Annotated in this window: 22 protein-coding genes; 7 read left to right on the plus strand and 15 right to left on the minus strand. The window is 67.7% G+C overall.

The window, feature by feature from the left end; translation table 11 throughout:
* Window positions 1-6 precede the first annotated feature (6 nt).
* Window positions 7-1,446 (minus strand): cation:dicarboxylate symporter family transporter, encoded by a 1,440-nt coding sequence (locus RU09_RS15625; protein ID WP_042542145.1) that lies wholly within the window; start codon window positions 1,444-1,446, stop codon window positions 7-9.
* Window positions 1,447-1,606: 160 nt separating this feature from the next.
* Between RU09_RS15625 and RU09_RS15630 the strand changes: the two genes are divergently transcribed.
* Window positions 1,607-2,887 carry a sensor histidine kinase gene (locus RU09_RS15630; protein ID WP_042541792.1) on the plus strand — a complete coding sequence of 427 codons (1,281 nt, stop codon included), beginning with the start codon at window positions 1,607-1,609 and terminating at the stop codon, window positions 2,885-2,887.
* Complete coding sequence (locus RU09_RS15635; RefSeq protein ID WP_042541793.1) at window positions 2,884-3,579, plus strand: response regulator; 696 nt, start codon at window positions 2,884-2,886, stop codon at window positions 3,577-3,579. The genes RU09_RS15630 and RU09_RS15635 overlap by 4 nt, the downstream gene beginning before the upstream one ends.
* A 70-nt stretch (window positions 3,580-3,649) precedes the next feature.
* Here RU09_RS15635 and RU09_RS15640 read toward each other — a convergent pair whose 3' ends face one another.
* The 3 genes from RU09_RS15640 to RU09_RS15650 form a co-directional block, all read right to left on the minus strand.
* On the minus strand, window positions 3,650-5,002 hold the full coding sequence (locus tag RU09_RS15640) for an FAD-binding oxidoreductase (protein ID WP_042541794.1): 1,353 nt from the start codon (window positions 5,000-5,002) through the stop codon (window positions 3,650-3,652).
* 81 nt (window positions 5,003-5,083) lie between these two features.
* Window positions 5,084-5,728 (minus strand): FMN reductase, encoded by a 645-nt coding sequence (locus RU09_RS15645; protein ID WP_042541795.1) that lies wholly within the window; start codon window positions 5,726-5,728, stop codon window positions 5,084-5,086.
* Between the two features lies 1 nt (window position 5,729).
* Window positions 5,730-6,953, minus strand: a complete 1,224-nt coding sequence (locus RU09_RS15650) for an LLM class flavin-dependent oxidoreductase (RefSeq protein WP_042542146.1) — start codon at window positions 6,951-6,953, stop codon at window positions 5,730-5,732.
* Between the two features lie 109 nt (window positions 6,954-7,062).
* Here RU09_RS15650 and RU09_RS15655 point away from each other — a divergent pair, with 109 nt between their 5' ends.
* The gene (locus tag RU09_RS15655; RefSeq protein WP_042541796.1) at window positions 7,063-8,220 is read left to right on the plus strand and encodes an acyltransferase family protein; all 1,158 of its coding nucleotides are present in this window, start codon (window positions 7,063-7,065) and stop codon (window positions 8,218-8,220) included.
* The gene (locus RU09_RS15660) at window positions 8,217-9,080 is read left to right on the plus strand and encodes a serine hydrolase domain-containing protein (protein WP_042541797.1); all 864 of its coding nucleotides are present in this window, start codon (window positions 8,217-8,219) and stop codon (window positions 9,078-9,080) included. The genes RU09_RS15655 and RU09_RS15660 overlap by 4 nt, the downstream gene beginning before the upstream one ends.
* A gap of 16 nt (window positions 9,081-9,096) precedes the next feature.
* On the opposite strand, the gene efeB is transcribed toward RU09_RS15660, so the two are convergent.
* The 3 genes from efeB to efeU are packed head-to-tail and all read right to left on the minus strand — an operon-like array spanning window position 9,097 to window position 12,612.
* On the minus strand, window positions 9,097-10,410 hold the full coding sequence (efeB, locus tag RU09_RS15665) for an iron uptake transporter deferrochelatase/peroxidase subunit (protein WP_042541798.1): 1,314 nt from the start codon (window positions 10,408-10,410) through the stop codon (window positions 9,097-9,099).
* A 22-nt stretch (window positions 10,411-10,432) separates the two neighbouring features.
* Complete coding sequence (gene efeO / locus RU09_RS15670) at window positions 10,433-11,665, minus strand: iron uptake system protein EfeO (protein WP_042541799.1); 1,233 nt, start codon at window positions 11,663-11,665, stop codon at window positions 10,433-10,435.
* Window positions 11,662-12,612: an iron uptake transporter permease EfeU gene (gene efeU / locus RU09_RS15675; protein WP_156145954.1), complete on the minus strand. Its 951-nt coding sequence runs from the start codon at window positions 12,610-12,612 to the stop codon at window positions 11,662-11,664. Before efeU ends, efeO begins: the two co-directional genes overlap by 4 nt.
* Before the next feature lie 158 nt (window positions 12,613-12,770).
* On the opposite strand from efeU, the gene RU09_RS15680 reads away from it, so the two are divergent.
* Window positions 12,771-13,775, plus strand: a complete 1,005-nt coding sequence (locus RU09_RS15680; protein ID WP_156145955.1) for an isopenicillin N synthase family dioxygenase — start codon at window positions 12,771-12,773, stop codon at window positions 13,773-13,775.
* A 6-nt stretch (window positions 13,776-13,781) separates the two neighbouring features.
* On the opposite strand, the gene RU09_RS15685 is transcribed toward RU09_RS15680, so the two are convergent.
* The 3 genes from RU09_RS15685 to rpsO all read right to left on the minus strand — a co-directional run bounded on the left by RU09_RS15685 (window position 13,782) and on the right by rpsO (window position 15,385).
* Window positions 13,782-14,111 (minus strand): transcriptional regulator, encoded by a 330-nt coding sequence (locus tag RU09_RS15685; RefSeq protein ID WP_042541802.1) that lies wholly within the window; start codon window positions 14,109-14,111, stop codon window positions 13,782-13,784.
* Entirely contained in the window at window positions 14,104-14,961 is an 858-nt protein-coding gene (locus tag RU09_RS15690; RefSeq protein WP_042541803.1) for a hypothetical protein, read from the minus strand. The genes RU09_RS15685 and RU09_RS15690 overlap by 8 nt, the downstream gene beginning before the upstream one ends.
* Before the next feature lie 154 nt (window positions 14,962-15,115).
* Window positions 15,116-15,385: a 30S ribosomal protein S15 gene (rpsO, locus tag RU09_RS15695; RefSeq protein ID WP_017203073.1), complete on the minus strand. Its 270-nt coding sequence runs from the start codon at window positions 15,383-15,385 to the stop codon at window positions 15,116-15,118.
* A 185-nt stretch (window positions 15,386-15,570) separates the two neighbouring features.
* Between rpsO and RU09_RS15700 the strand changes: the two genes are divergently transcribed.
* Window positions 15,571-16,863, plus strand: coding sequence for an MFS transporter (locus tag RU09_RS15700; RefSeq protein WP_042541804.1), 1,293 nt, complete (start codon window positions 15,571-15,573; stop codon window positions 16,861-16,863).
* Window positions 16,864-16,891: 28 nt separating this feature from the next.
* On the opposite strand, the gene RU09_RS15705 is transcribed toward RU09_RS15700, so the two are convergent.
* The 5 genes from RU09_RS15705 to RU09_RS15720 all read right to left on the minus strand — a co-directional run bounded on the left by RU09_RS15705 (window position 16,892) and on the right by RU09_RS15720 (window position 19,849).
* A complete protein-coding gene (locus RU09_RS15705; RefSeq protein WP_042541805.1) occupies window positions 16,892-17,446 on the minus strand; it encodes a YceI family protein in 555 nt (184 codons plus the stop codon).
* A 181-nt stretch (window positions 17,447-17,627) separates the two neighbouring features.
* Complete coding sequence (locus RU09_RS15710; protein WP_042541806.1) at window positions 17,628-17,996, minus strand: FKBP-type peptidyl-prolyl cis-trans isomerase; 369 nt, start codon at window positions 17,994-17,996, stop codon at window positions 17,628-17,630.
* Between the two features lie 222 nt (window positions 17,997-18,218).
* A complete protein-coding gene (locus tag RU09_RS19040) occupies window positions 18,219-18,353 on the minus strand; it encodes a hypothetical protein (RefSeq protein WP_269430352.1) in 135 nt (44 codons plus the stop codon).
* The gene (locus tag RU09_RS19080; RefSeq protein WP_042541807.1) at window positions 18,313-18,495 is read right to left on the minus strand and encodes an alpha/beta fold hydrolase; all 183 of its coding nucleotides are present in this window, start codon (window positions 18,493-18,495) and stop codon (window positions 18,313-18,315) included. Before RU09_RS19080 ends, RU09_RS19040 begins: the two co-directional genes overlap by 41 nt.
* Before the next feature lie 13 nt (window positions 18,496-18,508).
* Window positions 18,509-19,849, minus strand: coding sequence for a PrsW family intramembrane metalloprotease (locus tag RU09_RS15720; protein WP_197066095.1), 1,341 nt, complete (start codon window positions 19,847-19,849; stop codon window positions 18,509-18,511).
* Between the two features lie 88 nt (window positions 19,850-19,937).
* Here RU09_RS15720 and RU09_RS15725 point away from each other — a divergent pair, with 88 nt between their 5' ends.
* Window positions 19,938-20,807, plus strand: coding sequence for a fumarylacetoacetate hydrolase family protein (locus tag RU09_RS15725; RefSeq protein WP_042541808.1), 870 nt, complete (start codon window positions 19,938-19,940; stop codon window positions 20,805-20,807).
* Window positions 20,808-20,825: the final 18 nt, after the last annotated feature.

The following is a 20,825-nucleotide window of genomic DNA, read 5'->3' on the forward strand; positions in this document are numbered from 1 at the left end:
CGCCGCTCAGTTCCGCGCTGCTCGAGCCCGCGCTCGCTCCTCCTTCGCGGCCATCTCATCGAGCGCCGACTCCTTGAGACCCTGGATGTCGACGGCCTTGCTCTCATCTGCCATCCCGTGGTCGTCCACACCGTCGAGCGACGACTCTTCGAACGGCAGCGCGCCGCTCAGCACCCGCTGCACCCGCTCGCGATCGATCTCGCGGGTCCAGGTGCCGATGAGCAGGGTCGCGACCGCGTTGCCGGTGAAGTTGGTCAGAGCGCGCCCCTCCGACATGAACCGGTCGATGCCGACGATCACGCCGACGCCGTCGACAAGATCAGGGCGGTACGCCTGCAGACCGCCCGCGAGCGTGGCGAGTCCTGCCCCCGTGACACCGGCGGCTCCCTTGCTCGCGATGATCATGAACACCAGCAGCCCGATCTGCTCGCCGATCGTCATCGGCTGGCCCATACCGGTGGCGATGAAGAGCGAGGCCATGGTCAGGTAGATCGCCGTGCCGTCGAGGTTGAACGAGTATCCGGTGGGCACCGTGATCCCGACGACCGGCTTCGAGACGCCGATGTGCTCCATCTTCGCGATGAGACGCGGAAGAGCGGACTCCGACGACGAGGTGCCCACGATCAGCAGGTACTCGCGGGCGAGGTACTTCACCAGGCTGAAGATGTTCACCCGGGTCACCGCATAGAGCAGCGTCCCCAGAACGACCACGATGAACAGGATGCAGGTGATGTAGAACGCGACCATCAGCACGCCGAGGCTCCAGATGGCGGCGATGCCCGTCTTCCCGACGACCGCCGCGATCGCTCCGAACGCGCCGAGCGGCGCCAGCCACAGGATCATGCCGAGGATGCGGAACACCAGCTTCTGCAGGTTCTTGACCGCATCCATGATCGGGGCGCCCTTGTCGCCGAGCCCCTGGAGGGCGAAGCCGACCAGCAACGCGATGAAGAGCACCTGCAGCACGCTCTCGCCGGTGAAGGCGGAGAAGAAGGTCGTCGGGATGATGCCGAGGATGAACTCCGTGGTGGTCTTCGCCTCGGTCTCGGTCGCGTCGTAGCTGGAGTTCGCCATGTCGAGGCCCGCACCCGGGTGGATGATGTTGCCGACCACGAGTCCGATCGCCAGCGCGAACGTCGACATCACCATGAAGTAGAGCAGCGCGAGTCCGCCGATCTTGCCCACGGTCGCGGCCTTCGCGATCGAGCCGACGCCCACGACGATCGTGCAGAAGATGATCGGCGCGATCATCATCTTGATGAGCGATACGAAGCCCTTGCCGATCGGTTCGAGACTCTGACCGACCTCGGGCCAGATGAGGCCGACCGCCGCGCCGAGCACGACCGCGATGATCACCGAGACATACAGCCATGTGTGCCTGTCCCACGCCTGCTTGCCGCGCCGCCAGTGGAATCCGGGAAGCGAGAACCCTGTCGTGATGGCCATGTTTTCCTCCTTGATCATGAACGTCTTCGTCTCATGCCCTCTGGCGCCCTCGCCTTCGGTAAGCTCACCGTCGCGGACTTCACACGGCAGCGCCATTTGTGGTCGTATTGGTCACCACCGATATGCCGGCTCCGCGATCACCGACGATCGGAAGGACGCGATGAGACCCGCCCGCGACTCCAGGAGCATCGCTTCCCGGGTCTTCCTGGTGCTCCTCGCGTCCGCCGTCGTGGTCGGCGCACTGGTCGCCGTGTTCCTCGTCGTCGACGCGCAGCGCAGTGCACACGCGGAAGCGGAGCGTGTGACGGCTGCCACATCGGTGTCGCTCGCCTCGTCACCCCTCGTCATCGATGCACTCGCGACCCAGGAGCCGGACGCAGCGACTCGGGTGCTCGAGCCCTACGCACTCGACGTGATCGCCAACGCCGATCTGGACTTCGTGACGATCATGACGCCCGATGGCCTCCGACTCACCCACCCTGATCTCGACCAGATAGGCGGTGACTATCTCGGCACCATCCCGGATTCGCCACGGACGCTCACCGAGGTCTTCACCGGCACGCTCGGCCCGTCGGTGAGGACCATCGTGCCGGTGGTCGCCGACGACGACGAACTGGTCGGATGGGTGTCGTCCGGAGTGACGATCGAGTCGATCTCCGAGACCCTGATCCGCCGCCTGCCCCTCTCGATCGGCATCACGGCCGGGCTGGTCGCCCTGGGCGGCCTCGGCGCCTGGATCGCACGTCGATTCACCCGAGGCATCGCCGGCGATCTGCCACCGGGAAAGGTGCGCGACGCCGTCTCGTCGTACGAATCGCTGCGCACACTCGGAGACGCTCTGCGCGCCCAGACGCATGAGCACGGGAATCGGATGCACACCGCCGTCGCGCTTCTCGAGCTCGGACGCAGCGACGAGGCGATCGAGATCCTGACCGAGACCTCACGCCAGAGCCAGTCGCTCGTCGACCAGGTGACCGCACGGCAGGCGGGCGATCCTGCCGTGGGCGCACTGCTGCTCGGCAAGGCGTCGCAGGCCAGGGAGCGCGGGATCGACTGGCGGGTCCACATCGATCCGGACACCCCCGCGTCGCCCCTCTCGCCCGTCGACAGCGTCGCCGTGCTCGGAAACCTGATCGACAACGCCATGGATGCCGCAGCGGCGGGCACCGAGCGCTGGATCGAGGTCGTGCTGCGGCCGTCGACGGAGGGGGGAATCGTCCTCGAGGTGTCGGACGGCGGTGACGGCATCCCCTCGGCGCTGCACGAGCGGGTCTTCACTCACGGGTACTCGACGAAACCGACGGGAGCGCAAGGACGGGGCGTCGGGCTCGCCCTCGTGGAGGCGGTCGTCGTCGGGGCCGGCGGCTCCGTGGATCTCACCTCTCATCCGACCACTTTCACCGTCGTCCTCCCGCCGGCACGAGGACGGAGGACACCGTGATCCGGACCCTGATCGTCGACGACGACGCTCTGACCCTCGAACTCCATCGCTCCTATCTCGAGAGGATCGACGGCTTCGTCGTCGGCGGCGAGTGCACCGGAGCCCGTGCCGCGCTCACGGCGGTGCTCGAACAGCCACCGGACGAGCCCTTCGATCTCGTGCTCCTCGACATCACGATGCCCGACGGCTCGGGCATCGACGTGCTCCGCGGACTCCGCGCCCGTGCGGCGGCGGTGGATGTGATCGCCATCACCGGTGTGCGCGACGCCGCGACCGTGCGACAGATGGCCGCCCTCGGGGTGTACCAGTACCTCGTGAAGCCGTTCCCGTTCGCGGTGTTCCACGAGCGCCTCACTGCCTACCGAACGTATCGGGAGCAGGCGCGTTCGACGGCCGGCGAGGCGACCCAGGCCGAGATCGATGCGCTTCTCGGACGCACCACCGGGACCATCCCGATTCCCAAGGGCCTCTCAGCGGCCACGCTGCAGAAGGTGACCTCCGAGCTGCGTTCCTCGGGCGCCCCGGTGTCGGCGAGCGAGGCGGCCGCACGGCTCGGGATGTCGCGCGTGTCCGTGCGGCGATATCTGGAGCATCTCACGGATTCGGGCATCATCTCGCGCAGCGCCCGCTACGGCGCGCGAGGCCGCCCCGAGACGGAGTACCGCTGGATCCGCCGCACCGACGCGGACTGACGTCGATCTGGTGCCGTTCTCGGGCGCTCGCGCTGTCGGTCGTGAATCCGTCCGCGAGCACGGACCGCGGTCAGCGCGGAAGCCGCCCCTCGTGGATCAGCGACTCGGGATCCGCGGCAGCCCTGACGTCGCGGAGGCGATCGATCGACGCCGGATCACCGCACCGCTCGAGAGTCTCGCCCGGACCGAGGAAGGTCGGGACCGTCTGCGGTGCGGCGGCCCTCGCCAGCACGTCCCGGAAGCCGGCCATGCTCGCCTCACCGGGTTCGCTCGGCACCCCCGGGAAGACGGGTACGAGGGCGTGGAGGAGCCAGCCGGCCCCCTGAAGCGTCGCGAACCCGGCCCGTCGAGGTTCATTCAGGGCGCCACCGAGCATCCGGATGTCGATGCCCATGATCGGCCACTGCTCCGGCAGCCCGCGGAAGCGGAAGAGATCGTCGATCGTCGCGTCGTCCAGCGACGAGAGCGCCGCCGACACGCCTTTGCCCGGCGTCGGCTCGGTGGGCTCCCCGCTCGACGCGGCGACGGTCTTCGGCGACGTGGCCCCTGACACCTCACGGCGAACAGTGCCGGCTGCCCGAACGCGCTCGATCAGGTCATCGGCGGCTCCGGCGGTGGACAGCGCCTGCACGGTGAGGAAGCTGCGTCCTCGGATCTCCTCGGGGAGCTGGGGAGCGTCAGGCATGCGCATCGAGCTCACGAACACGTTGAGTGACGTCGGGGCCTCTGCGGACAGGTCTCGGACAGCCCGCATCACCGACCCGGCGTCTGCGGCCTCGAATGTGAGCTCGGTGCCCCACAGCGCCGGGTTGGGAACCAGGTCGATCTCGAGTGCCGTCACGATTCCGACGATGCCGCCGGCCCCGCGAAGCGCCCACATCAGCTCGGGGTCGCTGTCGTCATCGACACGCTCGTGGGTCCCGTCGCTGCGCAGCACCCACGCGGCCCTGAGGTTGTCGGACCCCAGCCCTGCCGTGCGGCTGAACCAGGAATGGCCGCCGCCCAGGGTGTACCCCGCGACGGCGACGACGGGGCTCGTACCGGCAGGAGCCGCCCAGCCGGTGCCCTCGAGCGCCTCGACCACCGCCCCCCAACGGACTCCGCTGCCGACCCGGACCACGCCGGAACCCAGGTCGACCGACAGCTCGTCGAAGGCGGCCATGCGGACGACGACGGCGTCGGCCAGATCTCCGTCGGCCCCGTGACCGGTGGGCTGCACCGAGAGCGTCGCTCCCGCGTCGCGGGCGGCTTGGAGAAGCGTGCGCAGATCGTCGACATCGACCGGCACGGCAACAGCCGCCGGATGCTGTTCGATCGCCAGGTTCCAGGGCCAGCGCGCGGCTTCGAAGGATTCGTCGCCGGGAAGGATGAGATCGCCGCGCAGGGCATCCCGCGCGGATTCGAGCACAGAGCGAAGGGCCATGAGGTCACCGTACGACGCCCTACGGACATCGTCTACGGCCTCATGGCCCTGTGCGCGTTTCCCGGTCGAGCCGGGGATGGGTCACTCTCCGGCGAGACCGCCGAGCATGTGACCGAAGGATCGACCCTCTCCGAGATACGTCGCAGGGTCGTAGGGGTCGGCGGTCGCAGCCACCTCGCGCTTCGCGATCGCCTCGGCCAGCTCGCGCGCGCCCTTCTCGACGCGCTTCGCGAGAGGAGCGACCTCGTCACCAGTCCCGCCCCAGTCGCTGGATGCAGCGAAGACGCCGGTCGAGACCGCGTCGGCATGCAGGTATGCGAAGAGCGGTCGGATCGCGTAGTCGATCGCGAGCGAGTGCCGAGCCGTGCCGGCGTTCGCTCCGATCAGCACCGGCTTGCCCGTGAGCGCATCAGGGTCGAGCACGTCGATGAACGACTTGAACAGACCGTTGTAGCTCGTCGAGAAGATCGGCGTGACGGCGATGAGCGCGTCCGCCGAGACCACGGTGTTGATCGCGGTCTCGAGTGCGGGCGGCGCGAATCCGGTGAGGAGGTTGTTCGTGATGTCGTGCGCGTAATCCCGCAGCTCGATCACGTCGACGCTCGCCTGGATGTCGTGACCGGCGAGGGACTTCACGGTCTCCGCCGCCAGACGATCCGCGAGCATCCGCGTGGAGGACGGATTCGAGAGCCCGGCGGATACGACTGCGATGCGACGAGTGCTCATCTCAGGCCCCCTTCCGGCTGAGTCCGAACGCTGACCCCGCAGGAGCGGGAGAGTCCTGATAGGGCGAGTCACCCGTCAGGTTGTCGCCGCGGTTGGCGCCGGGCCGTGCCTGACGCGTCGGACCGTCGCCGAACTCCGCCTTCACCCGTGCCGCGTGCGTGGGAGCATCCGGCACGCCGGCCGGGCGGTCCTTCGCCATCTCCTTGCGGAGCGCGGGCACGACCTCGGAGCCGAGGATGTCGAGCTGCTCGAGCACCGTCTTGAGCGGAAGGCCCGCGTGGTCGATGAGGAACAGCTGGCGCTGGTAGTCGCCGTAGTGCTCGCGCATCGCGGCATAGCGGTCGATGACCTGCTGAGGCGAACCCACCGTCAGCGGAGTCATCTCGGTGAAGTCCTCCATGCTCGGTCCGTGACCGTACACGGGGGCGTTGTCGAAGTACGGGCGGAACTGGTTCACCGCGTCCTGCGACTTCGCCGCCATGAAGACCTGGCCGCCGAGGCCGACGATCGCCTGCTCAGGCGTGCCGTGGCCGTAGTGCGCGTAGCGCTGACGGTACAGCTCGATCAGACGCTGGTAGTGCTCCTTGGGCCAGAAGATGTTGTTCGCGAAGAAGCCATCTCCGTAATACGCCGCCTGCTCCGCGATCTCGGGTGTGCGGATCGATCCGTGCCACACGAACGGTGCGACCCCGTCGAGGGGGCGCGGCGTCGAGGTGAAGCCCTGCAGCGGGGTGCGGAACTTGCCCTCCCAGTTCACCACGTCCTCACGCCACAGCTTGTGCAGCAGGGCGTAGTTCTCGATCGCGAGCGGGAGGCCCTGCCTGATGTCCTGGCCGAACCAGGGGTAGACCGGTCCGGTGTTGCCGCGGCCGAGCATGAGGTCCATGCGGCCGTCGGAGACGTGCTGCAGCATCGCGTACTCCTCGGCGATGCGCACGGGGTCGTTGGTCGTGATGAGCGTGGTCGACGTCGAGACGATCAGACGCTCCGTCTGCGCCGCGAGTGCGGCGAGGAAGGTCGTGGGACTCGACGACCAGAAGGGCGGGTTGTGGTGCTCGCCGATCGCGAAGACGTCGAGACCGACCTCTTCGCTGTGCTTGGCGATCGCCAGGGTCGCCTTGATCCGCTCCTGCTCACTCGGCGTCTCGCCGGTGGTCGGGTCGCGGGTGATGTCGCTGACCGACATGATGCCGAACTGCACCGGGACGCCTGCCTGCTCGCTCATGATTGCTCCGTCTTCTCCGAATCGGGTGCCCTGCATCCGGTTCTATTCATTTGAATGTATCTGAGTCAACGCGATGCGGACAACTTTATTCCCCGAGTAGCCTCAGAGGATGCACAGCGACGGAGCCGCCACGACGAACCCCGCCACCGGATCCGTCCAGAAGCCTCGCAAGCGCGTCCCGTTCTGGGACAACGCCCGCTACGCCTGCATCGTCCTGGTCGTCCTCGGTCACGCCATCCAGCGTCTCACGTACGATTCGGACATCGCGCTGGCGGCGTATCTCGCGCTCTACGCCTTCCACATGCCCGCGTTCGCGATCATCTCCGGCTACTTCTCGAAGTCCGGGTCGCCGACGCGAGTCCAGATGGCGCGCGTGATCACCGACATCCTGCTCCCCTATGTCATCTTCGAACTCCTGTGGACTCTGACGAAGTGGCTGGTCGAGGGTCAGGCCGACCCGAACCTCACAAAGCCCTCGTGGACGCTGTGGTTCCTGCTCGCACTCGGCATCTTCCGCCTCGTGCTCCCTTACCTCGCGCTGCTGCGCTGGCCGCTGCTGTGGACGGTGATCATCTCAGTCGGCGTCGGCTACCTCCCCAACGTCGACAGCACGTTCTCGCTGTCGCGCACACTCGGCCTGCTGCCCTTCTTCGCTTTCGGATGGTGGCTGCGCGAGCGCGACGTGGTCGCACGCCTCCGTCTGCTCGAGACGCGTCCCTGGTGGACCCGCGTCGCCAGTGTCGCCCTGCTCGGCGCGGCCGGCTTCGCCGCCTGGCACTGGATAGACCTCTGGAAAGAGATCGACCTGCGCCACTGGCTGTTCTACGAGGATGCGTACGCGGACCTCGGCGGAGAGCAGTGGTGGGCCGGCGGCGTGCGCATCGCGCTGATGCTGCTGGCGGTGCTCCTGAGCGCCGCGTTCTTCGCCCTGATCCCCCGACGCACATACTGGTGGACGAGATTCGGCCAGTACACGATGTACGTGTTCCTGCTGCACTCGTTCGTGCTCTACCCGTTCCGCGAGTCCGGCGTGCTGCGCGATCTCGATCCGACGTGGCTGTGGCTGCCGCTCGTGACCCTGTTGTCTGTGGTCCTTGCCCTCGCTCTCGCGACGAAGCCGGTGCGCTGGCTCTTCCGTCCTCTGGTCGAGCCCCGCCCGCAGTGGCTCTTCCGCGATCCTGAGCTCGCTCGACGCGAAGGCCACCGCAGCGACCCGACCGGGTCCCGTCGGCCGCGCCAGGGGGCAGCGGCTAGCCTGAAGGAGTGACCAGAGCCGAGACGATCCGCGACCGCCTGGTGGACCACGCGGATGCCTCGGGATTCGGAGCCCACGGGCTTCACGTTCTGGTGGGAGCCGACGTCGCAGAGCACCGGTGGACCGCTGACGTCCGCGAGGAGATCCACTCGGTGGCGAAGGGCGTATGCGTCCTCGCGGCCGGAATCGCCGCCGACGAGGGTCTCGTGTCGCTCGACGCTCCGATCGCCGAGTACGTCCCGGATCTCCCGCTCGGAGACGGCGTCGATCGGATCACCCTCCGACGCCTGCTCTCGATGTCGAGCGGAATCGACCTCCCCTGGTCGGAGACCATGATGTCCGACTGGCCCGACCTCGCGCGCGAGTTCCTCTCGCGCCCGTCGCGTGGTCACGTCTTCCAGTACTCGAACGCGAGCACCTACACGGCCATGGCCGTGCTCGCGACACGAGTCGGCGACATCGTCGACTACCTGCGACCGCGGCTGCTCGCGCCTCTCGGCATCGACGACCTCGAGTGGGCGCGGTGCCCGCGCGGCCGAATCGTCGGCGGCAGCGGCATCGCCCTGCGCACCGAGGAGACGGCACGCCTGGGCCGACTGATCCGAGATCGCGGCGAATGGGAGGGGCGGCGTCTCGTCTCCGCCGCCGTCATCGACGCGATGCACGCCGATTGGGTGACGGCGGGCCAGAACCCCGGCTACGAGCGCTACGCGCTGTCGGGATGGGACGGCCCGGGCGCGGCCTGGCGCCTGCACGGCGCCTACGGGCAGCTGCTGATCTTCTCCGGCGATGCCGTCGTGACCATCACCGCTGACGACCACTTCGGCGCAGACGCCATGTCGGCGTTCGTGGCTGAGACGCTCAGCGCCTGACCGCGTTCCGCGTCCGTCAGGCGAAGAGCCCGGCGCCGACGTACGATCCGGGCTTCGCCCCGGCCGGGATCGCCCAGATGCCCGAGCCGACGTGCCTGATGTACTCGTTCATGCGGTCGGTCGACAGCCGTCGCTGCAGAGAGATGAACTGCGACGGATCGCGCTGGTACGACAGGAAGAAGAGTCCCGCGTCGAGGCGGCCGAGATCATTGTTGCCGTTGACGTAGTTGAACCCGCGGCGAAGGATGCGGATGCCGTCGTTCTGATCCGGATGCGCGAGCCGCACGTGCGCGTTCCGGTCTATCGCAGACGAGCCGAAGTCCGGTGCGGTGAACTCGTCGCCGCCCGACAGCGGCGCCCCCTCCCCCTTGTCACGACCCACGATCGTGTTCTGCTCCGAGAGCCGCACCCGATCCCAGGTCTCGATCAGCATCGCGATCTTCCGCGCGACGAGATACGAGCCTCCCGTCATCCATGCGGGCTCATCCGATTCGCCGACCCACACGTTCGCGTCGAGCGCGGCGGCGTCATCGGCGAGGATGTTGGCCGTGCCGTCCTTGAATCCGAACAGGTTGCGCGGGGTCGCCTGGGCGGAGGTGGTGCGGGAGGTCTTGCCGAAACCGAGCTGCGACCAGCGCAGCCGAGCACGACCGAAGGCGATGCGACTGAGGTTGCGGATCGCGTGCACCGCGACCTGCGGGTCATCTGCGCAGGCCTGGATGCAGAGATCGCCGTGCGAGGCCTGCGGGTCGAGGTCGTCGCCCAGGAAAGCGGGCAGCCTCTCGAGCTTCTGCGGGCGGCGTGCGGCGATTCCGAAGCGGTCGCCGTCCTCGTTCTCGAACAGGCTGGGCCCGAATCCGAATGTGATCGTGAGACCGGCGGCAGGGAGGCCGAGAGCTTCACCGGTGTCATCGGGCGGCACCTCGGCGTCGCCTCCGACCGCGCCCGTGGCGCTCACCTCGAGACCCTTGGTCATTCGCGACGCCGCATACGTCCAGTCCTGCAGCAACGTGATCAGGTCGTCACGATCGGTCCGCGGCATCATGTCGAACGACGCGAAGTGCAGATGCTCCTGCACCGGAGTCGTGATCCCCGCCTGGTGCGCGCCGAAGAACTCGTAGGCGATCTGCGCATCCGCCTCGGCCCTTGCGCGGCCGAGGGCCACGCCGCCGGCCAGTCCGCCGCCCACCCCCACCGCGAGGGAGGCGACTCCCCCGCCGATCGCGAGGCCGAGGAGCCCGCGTCGGCTGAGGCCTGCTGATGGGGATGCCGTGGCTGCCGACTCCGGCGCGGAGTCGACAGTCGCAGCATCGTTCGAGCGTTCGTTCACGGGCGGGATCGTCCCCTTCGAATCAGTCGAGGACTGTGCCGGTGAGCTGCGACAGCGGCTCGGCGAGAGCGTTGATGAGGTCGGTGAACTCGCGCTTGTCGGCGTCGGTCAGCTCCGCGTAACCGACGAAGCCCGCCTCGAGCGAACCGTGGGCTGCCAGCGACTCGTCGAGAGCCGCGTATCCGTCCTGGATCTCGGTGACGAGCGCGGCGCCGTCATCGCCCTGCGCGGTGGCGAAGTCCTGCACGAGGGAGAAGGCCATCTTGGAGCCCTCGACGTTGGCCGCGAAGTCGTAGAGGTCGGTTCCCGACCACCAGTCCTCTTCTCCGGAGATCTTGCCGGTCGCGACCTCGTCGAGCAGCGCGATCGCACCGTTCGAGATCCCGCCGATCCCCTGGTCGTCCAGAGCGGTCGTGAAGTCGTCGGAGTGCACGTAGTCGTAGAGCTCCTGAACGTCTGCGAGCAGCTGGTCACCGTAACCGGCGCGCTCCTCGGTCGTCGAGGGCGCCCAGTCCTGCCAGGCCGGTGTCTCGCCGTCGGCGTTGAGGGCGTCCTGCGCCGGCACCCAGAGGTCCTTCTCGATGCGGTGGAAGCCGGTCCAGTCGAGACCCTCGGCCACAGCATCGACCTCTCGGTAGTCGATGCGAGGATCGAGGGTGCCGAGAGCCTCGGCGACGGGCTCGATGCGCTCGTAGAAGGCCCGAGTCTGCGGGAAGAGCGCGCGAGCGGTCTCGTCGTCGCCCGACTCGTAGGCGGCGACGAACTCGTCGACGGACGGCACGAGCTGTCCGACCTGGTCCTTCACGAACGCCGCGTAGAGGTCGACGGCCTGCTGCTTCTGGTCGGCATCCTCACCCTCGACCGCGACGCGGTCTCCGGTCACCGTGAACTCCGACTTGCCGACGCCCTCGCCGATCATCCCCGGCTTGCACAGGGTGAAGTACTTGCCCGGCTGCGCCACCACGGTGAGTGTGCGGGAGGCGGACGGCGCGATGTTCTCGACCTCGCCCACGATGCGCAGTCCGTCGTCGGCGAGCAGGTAGAACTCCGAGGTCTGGCCGCTGTCGTTCGTCACGTCGAACGTGAGGGTGCCGCTCTCGGCAGTCGTCGCAGAGACCGCGCACTCGGAGTCGGTCGACGAGACGTCGAACGCGGCGCCTGCTGCGACATCGCTCTTGGCGACGCAGCCGCTGAGAACGAGTGCTGCCGCGCCGGCTGCGGCGACAGCACCGAGGATTCGGCGAGAGGTGGTCATGCTGCTCCTTGCTGGGTGAGAGTGGGAGTCGAGACGTCGCGGTCTGCGGACGTGGACGAGCGAGGCGTGGTCGGCCGACGGGAACGCAGCCCGCGGACGAAGAAGAATCCGACGACGACGAGGTAGGCGGCCCAGGCCGTCACCTGAAGCCACGTCATCCGCGGCATGAAGCCGACGGTCGCCTGCAGGATGGTGGCCCATGCTCCGTCCGGGGCGATCACGTTCGTCACGTCGAACGCCCATCCGAACGGGAACGCCGCCCAGCCGAGCGCCACGGCGCCGGTCACGGCGTCGATGGGAGCCGCCGAGGTGAAGGGGCCGGGTAGGGCACCTGCCTCCTGCAGGTCCATGATCGCGTATGCCAGGACGCCTGCCGCGACGATCACGAGGAAGCCACTCGTCCAGGTGAAGAACCGGCGGAGGTCGAGTCGGACGGCACCGCGGGCGAGCAGCCATCCGATCACGACGGCGGCGACGAGACCGAGCATCGCCCCGAGCAGGGCGGAGGGGGCGTCTCCGAAGGACTGGACCATCGACCACAGGAGCAGGGTCGTCTCGATCCCCTCCCTGGCCACGGAGACGAAGCCGATCGCGATCAGCGCCCACAGGCCTCCGTTCGTGAGAGCACGATCGAGTCCGCCTTCGAGGGTCGCCTTCATGGTGCGCCCGGCCTTCTGCATCCAGAAGATCATCCAGGTGACCATGCCCACCGCGAGCAGCGAGAGAAGGCCGCCGATGAGCTCCTGCGCCTCGAACGTGAGCGAGTAGGCACCGAAGGTGAGGACCGCGCCGATGGCCAGAGCGAGGGCGATCGCCAGCCCCACACCGGCCCAGAGCCTCGGCAGAGCGTCGCTGCGCCCGAGACGGCGGAGGTAGGCGACGAGGATGCCGACGACGAGAGCGGCCTCGAGGCCTTCGCGAAGACCGATCAGGAACGTTGCGAGCACGGAATGGAGACTCTCTGAGAAAAGACTGAGGTAAGGCATCCCTTACCTCAGAGAGGTTATCACCAGATCGTGGTCGCCTCATTCACGTGCTCGAACCGGCGGGAGTAATGCGACGCAACACTCGACCGCGCACCTCGCGACCGATTTACGCTCGATGCATGGCTGATCTCTCGCTTCCCATCCTCGACCTGTCCCAGCTCGATGCCGGCCCCGAGGCCGCGGCACGGTTCCGGGACGAACTGCGTGCAGCGACACACGATGTGGGCTTCTTCTACCTGACGGGCACGGGGGTCTCCCCCGAGCTCGAAGCTCGCCTGCACCGGGCCGCGCTCGACTTCTTCGCGCTGCCCGAACAGGACAAGCTCGCGATCGAGAACGTCAACAGCCCCCACTTTCGCGGATACACCCGTGTCGGCGGCGAACGCACGCAGGGCATGATCGACTGGCGCGAGCAGATCGACATCGGCCCCGAGCGCGAACCCGTCGAGGGCGGACCCGCTTTCAACCGCCTCACCGGCCCGAACCTCTGGCCCGAGGCCCAGCCCGAGCTCAAGACGGTCGTCACCGAATGGCACGACACTCTGACCGAGGTCGCGCACAAGCTGCTGCGCGCCTGGGCTGTGACGCTCGGAGCGGAGGAGTCGTACTTCGACGAGCCCTTCCGTGACCCCTCGACGCTCATCAAGATCGTCCGCTACCCGGGCACTCATGAGCCGGAGCCCCAGCAGGGCGTCGGCGCCCACAAGGACTCCGGCGTGCTCACGCTGCTCTGGGTCGAGCCGGGCAAGGGTGGACTGCAGGTGGAGCGGAACGGCGAGTGGGTATCGGCTCCACCCGTTCCCGGCGCGTTCGTCGTCAACATCGGGGAACTGCTGGAGTACGCGACCGGCGGCTATCTCAAAGCGACCAACCACCGCGTGATCTCCCCCAGGGCACCGGAGGAGCGCATCTCGATCCCGTTCTTCTTCAATCCGGCGCTCGACCAGCAGCTGCCGCTCCTCGACCTTCCGGCCGATCTCGCTGCAGAGGCGACCGGCATCACCGAGGATCCGAGCAATCCGATCCACGCGACGTACGGGGAGAACGCCATGAAGTCACGGCTGCGCGCCCACCCCGACGTCGCTGCGATCCACCACCCGGACCTGGTCGCCACGAAGGCCTGACACCGACTACAGCGCCGGGCCGCCTCCGAGCGCGACGATCTCGCGCAGCGCCTGGAGGTGGCCGGCGAAGGCCGCTCGCCCCGTCGCGGTCGAATACACCCAGGTGCGCGGACGACTGCCGAGACTGCCCTTGCGGGCGACGACATAACCCGCCGCCTGCAGGTGCGTGATGGCCTTGCTCAGCGGAGAGTCTCCGCACTGGAGGATCTCGCGGAGTGTCGCGAAGTCCAATTCGATGCCCTCCCCGAGCGAGGCCATCAGCGAGAAGCGGATCGGTGACGCGAAGTTGTCGTCGAGCCGGGTACGGGGATGCGGCGCCGGCGGCGACTCAGTCACGGAGAGCCCGCCCGGGGACGAAGGAGACGGCGACGAACAGGATGATCACGGCGGCCCCCGCCAGCGCTCCCGCGTCGAGGGGAACGGGAAGCAGCACGGCTCCGGAGAGCGCCGACACCGCGACCGCGAAGATCGCCAGGTGCGGCCATCGCCAGGATGCGCCGATCGCAGGAAGCCCGAGATCGCTGCTGAACGCGAACATCCAGATGAACAGCATCAGCAGGACGAGCATGACCAGAACACTCGCGAGCACTCCGTCCGGCGCCGACGCGAGCGTCATGAGCACCCCGAGCGCGACGCCGACGAGGATCGTCCCCCAACGAATGACGCGCGAAAGTGGCTGTGGGTGCGAGCGCGGCGGACGGACGTCGCCGGACGCACGAGCGAGCTGCACGGCTCCGTAGCCGCCCAAGCCCACCAGGACGAGTGCGGGTGGGATCAGCACCCCGATGGCTGGGAAGCCCGGCGCCCAGACGGCGAAGCCGAAGACGACGAGCGCCGTGGCGACGAGCAGACCGCCCGCGAGCAGCGCCGGCCACTTCGACCACGAGGGGCGGCGCTGCATGCCGCTGCGCTGCGCCATGCCACTCGCGAGCTGAACCCACAGGAGGAAGCTGAAGACGATGGTCTGTGACGCGAGCACGCTGTCGGCCCGGAGGGCGAACGCCAACACCGCCAGATACGCCGCTGTCGCCACGGCATTGACGATCTGCAGCCATGCCAGTGCTCGACGGTCCACCTTGCGTTCGCGACGCGTGGCGACCGCTGCCGCCTCATCGAGATATCTCTGAGCGATGTCGGCACTGGGAGGCGCGAGCACCTCGTAGCCGTCGACAGGTTTCTGCTCCATGATGCCCCCTCGCGCTTTCCATTTGGAAAGCTTCTTACTTTCCTACGGGAAAGCTGGCGCGAGGTCAACCCCTGGAACATGACGAAGGCCGCCCCACACCTGGGGCGGCCTTCTCAAGAATGTTCTGCGCGATTGTACGCTGGAGCGCTCTGCGTTATCGGCGGAGACCCAGGCGAGCGATCAGCGAGCGGTAACGCTCGATGTCGACGCTCTGGAGGTAGCCGAGCAGACGACGGCGCTGACCCACGAGCAGGAACAGGCCACGACGCGAGTGGTGGTCGTGCTTGTGCTCCTTCAGGTGCTCAGTGAGGTCCTTGATGCGCTGCGTCAGCATCGCGGCCTGCACCTCGGGGGATCCGGTGTCACCGGGGTGCGTCGCGTACTCTTCGATGATCGCCTTCTTGACGTCTGCTTCCAGTGCCATAGATTCGATCCCCTCTCTGCTTGTTGCGCGGTGCCCGACGCCTGATGCGTGAGCTCTCTTTATCCGCGGCCGATCAAACGGCAACCTGAAGAGTCTACCAGGACTCGATGCCGCTGGAGGACCGCGACTGCGCTCGCGCGATGGCGCCTCGGATACTCTCGAATCATGCATGACGGACACCCGGCGTGAGCGACGCACGCACTCATCTGATCGACCTCAGCCCCCTCAAGGCCAGCCCGGCGTTCGCGCGGATGTGGATCGGCTCGGTCCTCGCAGGGATCGGCGGGCAACTGACGATCGTCACGGTGATGCTGCACGTGTTCGCGCTCACCGGGAGCACCTTCGCAGTCTCGATGATCGCCGTGGCCGGGCTCGTGCCGATGGTCCTCGCCGGGCTGTACGGCGGGATGCTCGCCGACGCCTTCGACCGTCGCAGGGTGGCGTTGATCGCCGCCACGGTGACCTTCGCCTCCACCGCGCTGCTCGCGGCGCTCACCTGGAGCGGCGCGGAGGCCATCTGGTGGCTCTATGTGCTGAGCATCGTCAACTCCGCGGCGAATTCGGTCGGCATGGCCACCCGCACGGCGATCGTGCCGCGGCTCATCCCCCGCGACAAGCTCGCCGCCGCTTCCGCCCTCAACGGAGTGGCATTCGGACTCACGGTGATGGCCGGACCCGCCATCGCGGGAATCCTCGTCGCACTCACCGGGTACGGATGGACGTACACCCTCGATGTGATCCTGATGCTGTCGATGTTCCTCGGACTGTGGAGCCTGCCTCCGCTTCGCCCCGAGGGCGAGACCGTGAGGCCGGGCTTCGCGTCGCTCGTGGACGGGTGGCGATTCCTGCGCCGAGCGAGCAACATCCGGATGCAATACGTCGTCGACATCATCGCCATGACTTTCGGGCAGCCGCTCGTGCTGTTCCCGGCTCTCGGGACGGTCCTCCTCGGCGGAGGAGCGGTGACGACCGGCATCCTCACCGCAGCCGTCGCAGCGGGCACGTTCGCTTCGAGCCTCTTCTCCGGACGGGTCGTGCAGTATCGCTGGCACGGGCGCGGCATCGAGCGGGCGGTCGAGGCCTACGGCGCATCGATCCTTTTGTTCGGCGCGGTCCTGGTGGCCGGGGCCCTCTCCGGCGGGGCGACCGAACAGGCTCCGAATGTTGGGCTGATCGTCGCGGCGTGCGTGGCACTCGCCCTCTCGGGCGCATCCGACAACGTGAGCTCGATCTACCGCAACACCATGATGCAGGCGGCGGTGCCAGACGCGATGCGCGGCCGCCTGCAGGGCGTCTTCATCATCGTCGTCGCCGGTGGCCCTCGCATCGGCGCCCTCTACGCCGGCACGCTCGCGACCCTGACAACTCTCTGGTTCCCCCCGCTGCTCGGCGGATTGCTCGTGATCGCTCTGGTCGCGCTGCTCGCACGGCGCAGCCCGGGGTTCCGTGCGTACGACGCAGAGAACCCCGAGCCCTGATGGGCCCGGGGTTCTCGAGATCAGGCGATCAGTCCTGCTGCAGAGCGCCCTGCAGGTCGAGGCTGATCGTGACGTCCTTGCCGACCAGCACTCCGCCGGTCTCGAGTGCTGCGTTCCACGTCAGGCCGAAGTCCTCGCGGTTGATGACCGTCTTGGCCGAAGCGCCGGCCTTGTAGTTGCCCCACGGGTCGGAGCCGAAACCGCCGAAGTCGAGCTCGAAGCTGACGGGCTTGGTGATGCCGCGGATGGTGAGGTCGCCGTCGACGAAGAGCTCGCCGCCCTCGGCGCGCGCACCGGTCGACACGAACTCCATCGTCGGGAAGTTCTCGGTGTCGAAGAAGTCGCCGGAACGCAGGTGCGTGTCGCGCCCCTCGTCCTTCGTGTCGATCGACGTGACGTCGACGCTCGCCTCGACGCGGGCCTCGAGGGGGTTCTCGGGGGCGATCAGGGTCGCGCTCTTGACGCCGAAGGTGCCCCGCACCTTCGAGATCATCATGTGGCGCACGCTGAAGGTGACCTCGCTGTGCGACGGGTCGAGCACCCAGGTGCCGGGACGGTAACCGGGAATGTCGATGCTGGTCATGGTTTCTCCTCGGGAGACATCAGCCGCAGTACGCGGCAACGGATGAGGGGCCGTGTTCACGGCGTCACGCGTTACAACTTACATGCACATGCATGTATTCCCCGAACACGCAGATTCTCCTCCTGCAACGGAGAAGGCGCCGGACCCACGAGGGTCTCGGCGCCTTCCGGCGTTGATCGGGTCAGCCTACGGCGACGAGATCGATGATGAAGATGAGGGTCTTTCCCGAGAGGAAGTGGCCTCCGCCGACGGGGCCGTATGCCAGGTGCGGCGGAATGACGAGCTCACGCCGTCCGCCCTCCTTCATACCGGGGATGCCGTCCTGCCAGCCCTGGATCAGGCCGCGAAGCGGGAACTGGATGGTCTCTCCGCGACCCCACGACGAGTCGAACTCCTCGCCCGAATCGAACTCGACACCGGCATAGTGCACGGTCACGGTGTCGCCGGGCTTTGCCTCGGCGCCGTCTCCCTCGATGAGGTCTCGGATGACGAGCTCCGCGGGGGCGGGCCCGGTGGGTGCGTCGAACTCAGGCTTTGTGCGATCAGTCATGCTCTCCATCAAACCTGAGCCGTGGGTCGCCGGTCAACGGGATCGCTTCGCTGAGGGCGAAACGGCGATGTGTGCCGACTCGAACCCTCCAAGCCCTTGACACCCGCCCGCACCGGGTGCACCCTGTTTACAGATCAACTCAGCGCCCGGGTAGACATGCAGGCATCGCCGCAGCACCGGGCGCTGAGTCTTGCTGCGGGGCACTCGTCTCTCGCGTCAACATCAGACGCGATGCGCCTCGGCCGAGTACTCGACGAGCAACGATGCGAGCTCGTCCGGCCGGCTGAGCGCGACGCAATGGCCGGCCAGGATCTCGTCAGCGACGACGCCCAGGCGCTCGAGAGCGAGGTCCCGCATAGTCGATGAGAGTGAGCGACTCGTCATCACCCGGCAGGTCGGGCGCGATCACCTCGTGTCCGCGATCCCTCAGTGCGGCTGCGACGCGATGCCATGACCATCCTGTGTCTCCCGCTCCGTGAACGAGGATGAAGACGGCCATGACCCAGCCTCCTTCAGTACGCCAGCAGTGCTGCCCGCGTGGCGCGCGTGCGTGCGAGCAGGGCCTGTTCGTCTGCCGGGGCCATCGGGTCGCGGCCCGTGATCGCCCGCTGACGGACGGAAGCCAGCATCGTGGCGTCCTTGATGAAATCGCGCATCAGCGGACGTCGATCACCGCGCAGCTGCGAGGCCCAGGCGAGGCCGGTCTTGCGCCCCGCCGGGGTCGCCAGCATCGTGACCTCTTCAGGGGTGAACCATCCGGCAGCCGCGTAATCGCCCAGACGAGCCTTCGTCAAGCGCGATTCCTCTCGCCGCAAGGCGATGATGCCGAAGATGAACCCGACGAACAGAGGCACCTGGAGGACGAAGTAGAGGAGGAAGAAGTTCGCGAAGGACGAGCCGTTCCACAGGCCGTGCAGCACCATCGCGCCCAGCATCCCGAGAAGGCCGAAGCCGAGCGCTGCACCTGTGGAGGCGTGACGTCGAGCGGCGAGGCCGATTGCGAGGCCGGTGAGCGATGTGAACATGGCGTGCGCGAACGGCGACATGATCGCACGCAGGATGAACGTCACCGTCAGCTGCTCTCCCCCGCCCTCGATGAGGCTGATCGCGAAGTACTGGATGTTCTCGGTGAACGCGAAGCCGGCACCCACCAGCGCGCCGTAGACGACTCCGTCGACCGGTCCGTCGAAGGACCGACGCGCGATGAGGAAGATCAGGAAGACTCCGAAGCCCTTCCAGAACTCCTCGACGATGGGAGCCTGGATCACAGCGCCCGCGACCTCACCCCTGAGCCCGAGGACGGCGGTCAGCCCCAGGTCGACGAGAAGGGTGAGTCCCACGGCGGCGATGGCACCCCAGGCGATCGCGAAGAACACGAGCGACTTGGGCTCGGGCTCCCACCGGTCGATCATGCGCACGACGAAGAAGACGATCGCGAGCGGCACGAGCGCGAGCACGAGCCCGATGATCGATGCGAGCGGGCCGAGGAACAGCCCGAAGTAGGCGATCAGGCCGAGCAACAGCAGACCGAGGAAGCCGAACAGCGAGAACAGGGCGACTCGTCCGCCTCGGCGCGCCGCGGGCAGTGCAGGAAGACCGGGGGCAGGCGAAGGGGCGGCAGGGGCCGGAGGGGAATACGGGGTCGGCTGGGCCAGCACCGACGCGTAGTCCGGACGCTGCGAGAACTGCGTCGGCGCATAGCTCGACTGCGCGTATTGCTGAGCGGAGTACTGCGGCGGACCGGCCTGCGGCTGCTGAGGATAGGCCTGGGGCTGCTGAGGATACGCCGGGGGCTGCTGCTGTGCTGGCGGCGGCGTGTACGGCGATGGCTGGGACGGTCCTCCGGAACTCATAGCCAAAGCATATGGCGAACAACCAACTTCCCCCGGGTCTGGTGACTTCCTCCAGGCAATCGAGCCGGGCAGCGGATAGCGTAGGAGCATGCGGTTCGCTCATCTGCGTCGTGCCGATTCCCCTGCTGCGCATCTCGCAGTGGTGGAGGGTGCCGATGCCATCCTCGTCTCCGATCTCCTTCCCGACCCCCCTGCGACGCTTCAGCAGCTGATCGAGGGCGGTGAGCAGATGCTCTCCGCGCTTCGCGCCGCTGTCGAGAGCGGCACCGCCACCCGGCATCCGCTCGAGGGCTGGTCATTCGCGTCAGCGGTCATCGCTCCCCCCGCGGTGCTCGCGGTCGGCCTGAACTACGCCGCACACTCGAGCGAGCTCGGCCTGAAGACCGACGCGGCTCCGACCGTCTTCACCCTGTGGCCCAATTCGCTCACGGGCCATCAGCAGACGACGTCGTGGCCGCGAGCACTGAGCGAGGCCGTGGACTACGAGGCGGAGCTCGGCGTGCTGATCGGCACGCCTGCGAAAGACGTCGCAGAGGCCGACGCCCTGTCGTACGTCTGGGGCTACACCGTCGTCAACGACATCACCGCACGCAACGTGCAGTTCTCTGAGGCGCAGTGGTCACGGTGCAAGTCCTTCGACGGCTTCACCCCGACCGGTCCGTTCGCCGTCACGGCCGACGAGATCGCCGACCCTCAGGACCTGCACATCTGGGCCGTCGTGGACGGCCAGACCGTGCAGGACGCGAGCACCGACCAGATGGTCCGATCGGTCGCGAAGCTCATCGCACACCTCTCGCAGTCGCTCACGCTGCTGCCCGGCACGCTGATCTCCACCGGCAGCCCCGGCGGAGCCGGCTACTCCCGTGACCCGCAGATCTTCCTCCGCGATCGTTCGACCGTGACAGTCGGCATCGACGGGATCGGCGAGCTCACCACCCACTGCCGCGTGCTGGACTGAGCCGGACGCGGATACGAG

Source organism: Microbacterium sp. MEJ108Y (assembly GCF_000834175.1).
In the GTDB taxonomy this organism is placed as follows: domain Bacteria; phylum Actinomycetota; class Actinomycetes; order Actinomycetales; family Microbacteriaceae; genus Microbacterium; species Microbacterium forte.